This window comes from Rhizobium sp. WSM1328 (assembly GCF_057653715.1).
Genome location: NZ_JBYGKO010000004.1, coordinates 365919 through 376766 on the forward strand (window position 1 = coordinate 365919; position 10848 = coordinate 376766).

Genomic DNA, 10848 nt, shown 5'->3' on the forward strand with positions numbered 1-10848 from the left:
TATATGAACAAATGTCAAATATCGCACAAATACGTTGCCGCTTGGCCCGCGGCACTTTATGTCTACGCCAGAGGACGGGATGGGAGTTCCCCGACCGAGTAGCCAAGGAGAGGTCACGCATGGACAAGACAGTCGGGAGCACGGCGGAAGCCGTCTCTGAGATCGGTGATGGCGCGACCGTCATGATCGGTGGTTTTGGTGGCTCGGGCGCCCCGATCGAGCTCATTCATGCCTTGATCGACAAGGGCTCCAAGAACCTCACCGTGATCAACAACAATGCCGGCAACGGGCGCATCGGTATTGCAGCGATGATCGATGCCGGCATGGTCAGAAAGATGATCTGCTCATTCCCGCGTTCGTCGGATCCGCGCGCCTTCACGGATAAATATCTAGCCGGCGAAATTGAGCTCGAGCTGGTGCCGCAGGGAACGCTTGCCGAGCGCATCCGCGCCGGCGGAGCCGGCATCCCGGCTTTCTATACGCCGACCGCCTACGGCACCGAACTGGCCAACGGCAAGGTCATCGCCGAATTCGATGGCCGCCACTATGTGCAGGAGCGCTGGCTGAAGGCCGACTTCGCGATCGTCAAGGCTGCGATCGGCGATATCCAGGGCAACCTCACCTACAACAAGGCCGGCCGCAACTTCAATCCGCTGATGTGCATGGCAGCTGCGAAGACCATCGTCCAGGTGTCATCGATCGTGCCGGCCGGCGGCATCGATCCCGAGCAGGTGGTGACACCAGGCATCTTCGTCGACCGCGTCGTCACTGTTTCCAATCCCCAGCAGGAAGAAGAGCTCATTCGAGCCGGAGTGGCCTACGTATGACCATCAACACCCGCCCCATCAACACCCGCGAAGACATCAAGCTTTCCAATGCGCAGATCGCCTGGCGCGCCGCGCAGGATATTGCCGACGGCGCCTATGTGAACCTCGGCATCGGCTTTCCCGAAATGGTCGCCCGCTATCAGCCCCCCGGCCGTCAGGCGATCTTCCACACCGAAAACGGCATCCTGAACTTCGGCGAGCCGCCGGCGCCAGGCGAGGAGGATTGGGACCTGATCAATGCTGGCAAGAAGGCGGTAACGCTGAAGCCGGGTGCCGCCTTCTTCCATCACGCCGACAGCTTCGCCATGGTGCGCGGCGGCCATCTCGACGTCGCGATCCTCGGCGCCTATCAGGTTGCCCAGAGCGGCGACCTTGCCAACTGGCGGGTGGGCAGCAAAGGCGTGCCGGCCGTCGGCGGCGCCATGGACCTGGTGCACGGCGCCAAGCAGGTCTGCGTCATTACCGAGCACGTCACTAAGACAGGCGAGCCGAAACTGGTGGAGACATGCGCCTTCCCGCTGACCGGCGTTGCCTGCATCACCCGCGTCTATACCAGCCACGCCGTCGTCGACATCGTCAACGGACGTTTCATCCTGCGCGAGAAACTGGCCGCGATGTCGCAGGAGGAATTGCAGGCGATGACCGGTGCGCCGCTGCACGTCGAAGGGCCGGTTGCCGACCTTGTCGTCCCGAAACTCTGAGGAAAAGCCATGACCGAAGCCTTTATCTGCGACTATATCAGAACGCCGATCGGCCGTTTCGCCGGCTCGCTCTCCCAGGTGCGGGCCGACGATCTCGGTGCCATCCCGCTGAAGGCACTGATGCAACGAAATGCCGCCGTCGATTGGGAAGCCGTCGACGATGTGATCTTCGGCTGCGCCAACCAGGCGGGTGAGGACAACCGCAATGTCGCGCGCATGTCGGCTCTGCTCGCCGGCCTGCCGATCGCCGTCGCCGGCACGACGATCAACCGGCTCTGCGGCTCCGGCATGGATGCGGTGATCACGGCCGCACGCGCCATCCGCGCGGGCGAAGCCGAGCTGATGATCGCTGGTGGCGTCGAGAGCATGTCACGCGCGCCGTTCGTCATGCCGAAGGCCGAGACGGCCTTTTCACGGGCCGCCGAAATCCATGACACGACGATCGGCTGGCGCTTCGTCAACCCGCTGATGAAGAAGCAGTACGGCGTCGATTCCATGCCGGAGACTGGCGAGAATGTCGCCGAGGACTATCATGTCAGCCGCGAGGATCAGGATGCCTTCGCGGTGCGAAGCCAGGCGAAGGCCGCCGCCGCCCAGGCGAACGGACGGTTGGCGAAGGAGATCACCCCGGTGACCATCTCGCAGCGCAAGGGCGATCCTGTTATCGTCGACAAGGACGAGCATCCGCGCGCAACCACGATCGAAACGCTGGCGAAACTCGCGACACCTTTCAAAAAAGAAGGCGGCACGGTGACAGCAGGCAATGCCTCCGGCGTCAATGACGGGGCGGCGGCGCTGATCGTCGCTTCGGAAGCGGCGGCGCGGAAATACGGCCTGACGCCGATCGCCCGCATCCTCGGCGGCGCGGCTGCCGCCGTTCCGCCAAGGGTGATGGGCGTCGGGCCGATCCCGGCCTCGCGCAAGCTGATGGCACGGCTCGGCATGACCGCGGATCAGTTCGACGTGATCGAACTCAACGAGGCCTTTGCCAGCCAGGGGCTGGCGGTGCTGCGCGCGCTCGGCATTGCCGATGATGATGCGCGGGTGAACCGCAATGGCGGCGCGATCGCGCTCGGCCATCCGCTTGGCATGTCGGGTGCACGCATCACCGGCACGGCTGCCCTCGAGCTTTTGCAGACCGGCGGACAATATTCGCTGTCGACCATGTGCATCGGCGTCGGGCAGGGGATTGCGATAGCACTTGAAAGGGTTTGAGGCCGGGACGCTTCCAGCTTTTGCCGGAGGCTGCCGACCCGTTGCGCGGCGTGCCCGGTTTCGTTAGAGATCGGGCATGCTGATCCGACCCGCGGACAAGAACGATCGAAGCGCCATCTGGAGGATCATCGGTCCGACGATCCGCGCCGGCGAAACCTATGCGCTCGATCGCGATTTGAGCGAAGCTGATGCGCTGGCCTACTGGATGGGACCGGACCGCGAGACCTTCGTCGCCGAAGCGGATGGCGTGATCCTCGGCACCTATTACATCAAGGCCAATCAGGCAGGTGGCGGCCAGCATGTCTGCAATTGCGGCTACATGACCGATGCTGCCGCAAGCGGCCGCGGCGTCGCCCGGCTGATGCATGAGCATTCCCTGGACCATGCCCGCTTGCGTGGCTTTCGCGCCATGCAGTTCAATTTCGTCGTCAGCAGCAACGAACGCGCGGTCGCGCTGTGGCAATCTCTCGGCTTCGATATCGTCGGCCGGCTCCCGGGCGTCTTTCTTCATCCGACGCAGGGCTATGTCGACGCATTGGTGATGTTTCGCACGCTTTGATCACGCAGTTTCAGGAAGCGAGAATTGGGGCAACGCCAACAACGGCATCGAACCACGCACCAAACGCAGGAAATCGCGGACCGGAGATTTTTCGAGCGCGCGCGGAAAGTAGATTGCGCCCGATTCCTGTACCCGGCCGTGGTCCTGGAACATTACCGGTCTGATCCCGAACCCATCGAACAATTTCGCAAAGCCGCTGGAGGCGGCCATCACCAGCGGCGAACCCTGCATGATCAACAGAGCCTGCAACATGGAGTCCACACGAACCGCAAAATCCCGGGTCTGACGCTCGAGTTGACCAGGCCCTTCATCATCTCCGTAACCGGGGCTGATCCAGCGCTGACGCAGAAGATCATCGAGGGTGACGGTCGCCGCTTTGGCCAGGTGATGATCCTTGTGGCAGTAGATGTAGGTCGCCTGTCTTGCCAGCGTTTCGAACTCGACTTGCATGACGGCTTCATATTTGTAGGAGAGCGTTCCGAAGACGAGATCGTAGACGCCGTGCCGCATCCCTTCGAAACGTGTACCGTCATCGGCGATCTCGACGTGGACGACGACACCCGGATGCGTCCGGCTGAAGGCTTTTATGATCCCCGGCAATATGACGAGCCCCCAAAGATCGCCGGTGGCTATGCGAATAACGGCCTTGGCGCGGCCCTGAAGATGTTCGATCTCTTCTTTCGCTTCATCGAGCGCCGGCAATATCCGCACCGCCCGGCTATAAAGGGCTGAACCGTAAACGCTCAATTCGACGCCGGCGCCGGTCCTGTTGAACAGCGGAACGCCGTAGCTGTCTTCGAGTTGCCGGATAGCCCGGGAAAGCGCCGGCTGCGAAATATTCAGCTTCTTGGCGGCACGCGAGATCGATCGCTGGTTTGCCACTTCGACGAATTGGCGTAGCTCCCGCATCCGTCTCCCTCCCTATGCGAATTATGCATAACATATAGCATGTTTGCATTTGACCTCAGCACCATCTGCGCCACATTGTACACAACAATAGTAGACTAATTCGAGCCTGCCAAGAGCTGCGAAAGCCCCTCATGAAAGGGAAGTTCGCGCCGATGAGCACGTTCTCGACGGACGCTCTACACAGAAGAATAAGCCTTCGACAAGGAAATCGGGGCGCGGGATGGGGATAGAAGGAGGAGGAACCGATGTTTAAAAATGGCATAGGCCGGCAGCTGATTTTCGCCGCGACGACGGCGGCGTCGATGATCTTTGCGCTCGCTCCATCGGCGGCGCAGGACAAGGTCCAGCTGTCGTTTCGTCAATTCGATCCCCCGACCGAAATTCACGGCCTGATTGCCGCCGTCGAGGCCTGGAACTCCAGTCATCCCGATGTCCAGGTCAAATTGGAGACGATGTCGGGCGGCGACACGCTTGCCCAGTTGGCGCGCGAAATTCCCGCCGGTGCGGGACCGGATGTTCAGCAGCTGGCTTTCGTGTGGACGCGTGATCTGGCGCGATCAAAGCTGCTCCTCGATCTTAGCCCTCTCATCCAATCGAATGCGCCGGGAGACGGCACCGACGATTTTCTGGCTCTCGACCTCGCCACCCTCGATGGCAAAATCTTCGGCCTGCCATGGACGGCGGATACATTCTCGATGGCCTATCGCCCGGATCTCCTGCAGGCAGCAGGTGTCTCGAACTTTCCCGATAGCTGGGACGATCTTGCGGCAGCTGCCAAGAAGTTGACCACCGAAGGTGGTGGGACCGAACAATACGGTTTCTGCTTCCCCGCAGGCAGCGCACCCGACAGCGGCATGTGGACGCTGGTGAATTATTACCTCTGGAGCAACGGCTCGACCTTGGTCACGGAGGAAAGCCCGGGGAAATGGAAGGTGGCGGTGACGCCGGAGCAACTGGCGGCGGCGATGAACTATTTCAACCAGTTTTTCGTGGACGGAACGGCGCCCGAAAACCTCATCACCGTGAATGCCTGGGGCGATCCCGAGCTGATCGGCGGGCTCGGCCGAGGCGACTGCGCGATCACTTTCTTTCCGCCGCAAACCTTCAGGGCCGCCCAGAAACAATCTGAAAAGCCGCTGCTGACCGCACCGATCCCGAAAGGGACGGAAAAGCGCATCTCCCATCTTGGCGGACGCGCGCTGGGCATCAATCCCAACACCAAGCATCAGAAGGAGGCCTGGGAGTTCGTCAAATATCTGGTCGGCCCAGAGACCTTCAAAACCTACAACCAATATCCCTCGCAGAAGTCGCTGCTTTCACAGCTCCAGTTTCCGCCGGCCGAACAGGGCTATGTAACGATGCTTCCATTGGCGCAGACCTTCGAGCGCTACATCTCGTCCCCGATCAAGGTGTCGAGCATGACAGCGCTCATCAATCGTGAGTTCGGCGCCGTATTCTCCGGGCAGCGCAACCCTGATGAGGCTGCGGATGTCATCATCAAGGAGCTCAACGACTTGCTTGCCCGCGGCAAGGGCTGATGATGTCTGTTTCCGCAAACCCGGACGGCGCGCTGGCCAAGCGCGCCGAAAGACGAGGATCATTCCGGAGTTGGCATTTCGAGCCTTATGGCCTGGTCATGCCGGCGATGCTCATCCTGGCAATCTTTTTTGCCGGCCCGGCATTCTACAATATCGCGCTCAGCTTTCAGGATCTTAGCCTTTTCGATCTGGGAAAGGAGGGTCGGTGGGTCGGCTTTGCCAACTTCGCCGCCGTCCTCAAGGATGATGGAATTGCCGGCGCCTTATTCAACACCGCTTTCCTGCTGACATTCGTGACGGTCGTCATTCGATTGGCACTCGGACTTGCGCTGGCGATCCTTCTCAACGCCGAGGTCTTCGCCAAATGGCGCATCGGCTGGCTCGTCCGGTCGCTGGTGCTTGTCCCCTTCGTAACGCCGCCGGTCGTCGCCGTCGCCGCCTGGAAGTGGCTGCTCGATCCCCGCTATGGCGCGGTCAACCAGTTTCTCCTGTCGACGGGGCTCATCGACAGGGGAATTCCGTTCCTTTCCAGGACGTCGACGGTCTGGGGCGCGGTCGAAACGATGTTGATCTGGCGCGAGCTTCCTTTCGTCATCATCACATTTCTCGCGGCGCTGCAGTCGATTCCGAGGGAACTCAGGGAAGCGGCCCGCATCGACGGCGCGTCCGAGTTTCAGATCCATTTGCGCATCATCCTGCCGATGCTGAAGCCCGTGATCGCGGTCGTCGCGCTGCTGACGACGATCTGGACCTTCAACAATTTCGTCTACGTCTGGCTCGCCACCCGAGGAGGACCGGGCGACTACACCCAGGTTCTGGCAACGAAAATGTATACGGTCTCGTTTGTCGACTATCGCGTCGGCGAGGGTGCCGCCATCGGCGTTCTCATGAGCCTGATGATGTTCGCCTTCGCGCTCGTCTATCTCGGGATTCTCTCCCGCGGGAAACGGGGAGCGTCGTCATGAATGTTTCGATGACGCATAAAGCGCGGCATATCAGGTTCGCCAGGGACCTGATCACCGTCATTCTGGGTATCGGCCTGCTGCTGATTTTGGCGTTCCCCTTCATTTGGGTGGTTCTGATTTCCTTCCGCCCGGACAAGGAAATCTTCACCCGGACGTTTCAGCTGTTCACCAGCGTCACCCTGGAAAACTACTACACCCTCCTTCAGAATTCGCCGTTCCCGAACTACCTCAGAAACAGCCTCGTCGTCTGCACAATCTCGACTGTCGCGGCCGTGACCATCGCGCTGATCACCGCCTATGGTTTTTCGCGCAACCGCGATTTCCGCGGCCGCGGCCTGTTGCTGATCCTGGTGATCTGCACGCAGCTATTTCCCTACGTGATCCTGATCACGCCGCTTTATTCGATGTTTTTCGCCGTCGGGCTGATCAACAATCCGCTGAGCCTGGTTCTGTCCTATACGGCCATGAACCTGCCATTCGCCATCTATCTGCTTCTCGGCTACCTCGACACAATTCCCCAGGATCTCGACGAGGCAGCCAAGCTCGACGGCGCCTCCACGATCCAGATCATCTTCAAGGTCATTTTGCCGATCGCCTGGCCGGGTGTGGTGACGGTCGCGGTCAACGCCTTCGTGTCGGGGTGGGATGAATTTCTGTTTGCCCTGACACTGATGACAGCGGACGAAAACAAGACCGTGCCGGTCGGGCTGGCCGGCTTCTTCGGCGAATACACCACCCAATGGAATCTGGTGATGACGGCATCGGTGATTTCGACGCTGCCCACGCTTGTCCTTTTCATGCTGCTTCAGCGAAAGCTGGTCTCCGATCTCGCGGCCGGTGCGGTGAAGCTGTAGCGGCGTGAAAGCCTCGAACGAACATCGAAGGTCCTTCCATGAACATCATCCTCGTGCTTATCGACAGCGTTAACCGCAATGCTCTTTCGGCCTATGGCGGAACTGAGTTTGCGACACCGAACCTTCAGTCATTTGCGCAAAAGGCCTGGCGTTTTGACAATCACTTCGTCGGCAGCCTGCCCTGCATGCCGGCGCGGCGTGAGATTTTTGCCGGCTTCAGCGGCATGCAATGGCGTCCTTGGGGCCCGCTCGAACCCTTCGACCTTCGTCTGCCGAAACTGCTGGAGAGTGCGGGCTACACCACCGCGATCGTCACCGATCACTATCACTACTGGGAGGAGTCGGCGAACGGCTACATCCAGAGCTTCCAAGGCGCGGAATTCATTCGAGGGCACGAGCTGGATTTCTGGGAACCGCTCGTGCCGGAGGCGGATCTGCCGCGATGGGCGCACAATATCGAGAAATGGCGTCCGGGCTATGGCCATCGCTACTTCTCCAATGTCGCGAACTTCAACGATGAGGCCGATTTCTTTCCCGCCAAGGTGATGACATCAGCCAGCGAATGGCTGGCCAAACCGAAAACCGGAAAGCCGTTTTTTCTGCAGGTCGAGTCCTTCGACGTGCATGAACCCTTCGATGTGCCGGAGCCCTATGCATCGATGTACGGTGACGGTGCGGCGCGCGACCGCTTCACGCTGTGGCCGCCCTATCAGGATGCGGCGCGTCAGGCGGAGTTCATGAGCCAGGCGAGCCCCGAGGAACTGGCTTTCGTTCGCTCCCAGTATGGCGCCAAGCTGACGATGACGGACCGGTGGCTGGGCAAGCTGTTCACAACCCTGGACGAACTTGAGCTCTGGGACGACACGGCTGTTATCGTCACCACCGATCACGGACACGACCTCGGCGAACGCGGCGGCTATGGCAAACAATTCCCGCATTTCGACAGCCACGCAAACATCCCGCTGCTCGTCTGGCACCCCGGCTTCCAAGCCAATGGTGGCGCGATAAAAAATCTGACGTCGACCGTCGACCTCTTCGCGTCGATCCTGGCGATGGCCGGCGTCGAGCCGCCACGACAGACGCATTCGCATTCATTTCTGCCGCTTCTCAAAGGCGAGACCAGCAACGCGCGGAACGCCGTCATATACGGGACATTCGGGCAAGGCATCTGCTGCACCGATGGCGAATGGACGCTGATCCAGCCGCCGGATCGCGAAAAGCCGCTTTACGCCTACTCGACCATGGTGCCCACCACCATCGAGCCGCAGGACAGGCCGGTCGATCATGGCTATTACATTCCCGGTATCGACATGCCGCAATGGAAAATTCCCATCACCCCCGACGGCCCCGGAGACCGGCGGAACCTGGACAGCCAGCCGCTGCTATTTGATCGACGCAATGATCCAGACCAAAAGCGCGACCTCTGGCAGGATCGGCGCGAAGAGCGAGAACGAATGCTGCATCTTATGCGGCAAGTCGTCGAGCAGTATGGCGCGCCGACCGAACTGTTTCAGAGACTGGGATTGGACTAGTTTCGAGGATCAGAGCGCATTGCCGATAGGGCCATTGCCGGTTCGACACTTAAAAAAGATGTGAGTGCGCTGTCGAAATCGCGGCGGTTCAAACGTCTTGAGATCGCAGGCGCGAAATGCGGTAGGCTTGCCGCATGCGCCGCGATCACTCTGTCGGCATGGAGGTTATGTAGCCATGAGTGTTTCCTATCGTTGGGTCATCGTCGCTGCGGGCGCATTGATGACATGCGTTGCGCTCGGCGCGATGTTCTCGTTGGCGATCTTTCAGGAGCCGATTGCAACGGCGACCGGCTGGTCGCATGTCGGCATAGCAAGCGCGATGACGCTGAACTTCATCGTCATGGGTTTCGGCGGCTTCTTCTGGGGGGCGGCAAGCGACCGCTTCGGCCCGCGCATCGTCGTGATGATCGGGTCCGTGCTGCTCGGCTTGGCGCTGGTCCTGGCGAGCCGGGCCGAAACGCTGCTGCAGTTCCAGCTAACCTACGGCATCCTCGTCGGGCTGGCCGCCAGCACGTTCTTCGCGCCGATGATCGCGGCGACGACCGCCTGGTTCGACGAAAACCGCGGGCTTGCGGTGTCGCTGGTCTCGGCTGGCATGGGCGTCGCGCCGATGACGATCTCACCTTTCGCGCGTTGGTTGATCTCAACCTATGAATGGCGGCCGGCCATGCTGATCATCGGCGTTGCGGCCTGGGTGCTGCTCGTGCCGGCCGCGTTTCTCGTCAGGCGTCCGCCCGCCGAGACTACTGACACCGGAACCGAGTTCGCGGCCGACGGCGCCCGGCCGCAACTGTCGAAGGTCTTTCGATCGCCGCAATTCATCGTGCTTGGCCTGACCTTTTTTGCCTGCTGTGCGGCACATTCCGGGCCGATCTTCCACATGGTGAACTATGCGACGATCTGCGGCGTCGCACCGATGGCGGCCGTCAGCATCTACAGCGTCGAGGGTCTGGCGGGATTGGGCGGCCGGCTGCTCTATGGCAGCCTTGCCGACAGGATCGGGGTGAAGCCGGTGCTGGTCGCCGGCCTGCTCGTGCAGGCGGCGGCCCTTGCGACCTATCTCCTCGTCAGCCAGCTCGGTGAATTCTACGCGCTCGCCATCGTCTTCGGCAGCGCCTATGGCGGTGTGATGCCGCTTTATGCCGTGCTGGCGCGGGAATATTTCGGGCCGCGCATCATCGGCACGGTCTTCGGCGCGGCGACGATGCTCTCCAGCCTCGGCATGGCCTTCGGCCCTCTCATCGGCGGCTGGATATTCGACACCTTCGCCAATTATTCCTGGCTGTTCATCGGCTCCGCGATGGTCGGGCTGGGGGCCGCGGCGATAGCGCTCGCGTTCCCGCCTCTCGCCCGCCAGAAACCACAGCCTGCCTTCGGCATGGCGCCGTAACCGGCGCCTTAAAGCCCTCACGAGCAGTATCGAGAGTGGACGTCGGTGAACGCCCACTCAAGGTTTTCGCATCGTCGCGACTTTTGCCGCCAGATCGCCAACACCGCAGGCGGCACATTCGCCTCCACCGTAAAAAATGGACGAGGACCAGCCGGACCGCGATCATTCACATCCGCTGGCTTGTGTGCCATTCTGGATTGCGAAAGAACAAAGCGTTGCAAGGCAAGGAATATACTTGATTCACGCAAAAGTCGAGTTCGTATTGGTGTAGTAGCGGACGATACGGCGACGCGCTCTGCTAGGGCGGTAACGGGTAAGACGCACCAATCCTTAAATATTCACTTGAGGAACCCTCAGT

10 protein-coding genes are annotated in these 10848 nt (G+C 60.7%); 9 read left to right on the forward strand and 1 reads right to left on the reverse strand.

Annotated features, from left to right (window positions below; all coding sequences use genetic code 11):
* Positions 1 to 119 precede the first annotated feature (119 nt).
* The 4 genes from AC2444_RS32935 (at position 120) to AC2444_RS32950 (ending at position 3302) form a co-directional block, all read left to right on the forward strand.
* The gene (locus AC2444_RS32935) at positions 120 to 827 is read left to right on the forward strand and encodes a 3-oxoacid CoA-transferase subunit A (protein WP_003554056.1); all 708 of its coding nucleotides are present in this window, start codon (positions 120 to 122) and stop codon (positions 825 to 827) included.
* Entirely contained in the window at positions 824 to 1528 is a 705-nt protein-coding gene (locus tag AC2444_RS32940; protein ID WP_128449754.1) for a 3-oxoacid CoA-transferase subunit B, read from the forward strand. Before AC2444_RS32935 ends, AC2444_RS32940 begins: the two co-directional genes overlap by 4 nt.
* A gap of 9 nt (positions 1529 to 1537) precedes the next feature.
* Positions 1538 to 2743, forward strand: a complete 1206-nt coding sequence (pcaF, locus tag AC2444_RS32945) for a 3-oxoadipyl-CoA thiolase (protein ID WP_128449753.1) — start codon at positions 1538 to 1540, stop codon at positions 2741 to 2743.
* A 76-nt stretch (positions 2744 to 2819) separates the two neighbouring features.
* Positions 2820 to 3302, forward strand: coding sequence for a GNAT family N-acetyltransferase (locus AC2444_RS32950; protein ID WP_128449752.1), 483 nt, complete (start codon positions 2820 to 2822; stop codon positions 3300 to 3302).
* Here the strand turns inward: AC2444_RS32950 and AC2444_RS32955 are convergent, their stop codons facing one another.
* Positions 3303 to 4211 carry a LysR family transcriptional regulator gene (locus AC2444_RS32955; RefSeq protein WP_128449751.1) on the reverse strand — a complete coding sequence of 303 codons (909 nt, stop codon included), beginning with the start codon at positions 4209 to 4211 and terminating at the stop codon, positions 3303 to 3305.
* 245 nt (positions 4212 to 4456) lie between these two features.
* Between AC2444_RS32955 and AC2444_RS32960 the strand changes: the two genes are divergently transcribed.
* The 5 genes from AC2444_RS32960 (at position 4457) to AC2444_RS32980 (ending at position 10490) form a co-directional block, all read left to right on the forward strand.
* Positions 4457 to 5749: an ABC transporter substrate-binding protein gene (locus tag AC2444_RS32960; RefSeq protein WP_128449750.1), complete on the forward strand. Its 1293-nt coding sequence runs from the start codon at positions 4457 to 4459 to the stop codon at positions 5747 to 5749.
* Positions 5749 to 6714, forward strand: a complete 966-nt coding sequence (locus tag AC2444_RS32965; RefSeq protein WP_245461264.1) for a carbohydrate ABC transporter permease — start codon at positions 5749 to 5751, stop codon at positions 6712 to 6714. Before AC2444_RS32960 ends, AC2444_RS32965 begins: the two co-directional genes overlap by 1 nt.
* Entirely contained in the window at positions 6711 to 7568 is an 858-nt protein-coding gene (locus AC2444_RS32970) for a carbohydrate ABC transporter permease (RefSeq protein ID WP_003554040.1), read from the forward strand. Before AC2444_RS32965 ends, AC2444_RS32970 begins: the two co-directional genes overlap by 4 nt.
* A 38-nt stretch (positions 7569 to 7606) precedes the next feature.
* Positions 7607 to 9100 carry a sulfatase gene (locus AC2444_RS32975; RefSeq protein WP_128449749.1) on the forward strand — a complete coding sequence of 498 codons (1494 nt, stop codon included), beginning with the start codon at positions 7607 to 7609 and terminating at the stop codon, positions 9098 to 9100.
* Between the two features lie 175 nt (positions 9101 to 9275).
* Complete coding sequence (locus AC2444_RS32980; RefSeq protein WP_003554035.1) at positions 9276 to 10490, forward strand: MFS transporter; 1215 nt, start codon at positions 9276 to 9278, stop codon at positions 10488 to 10490.
* Positions 10491 to 10848: the final 358 nt, after the last annotated feature.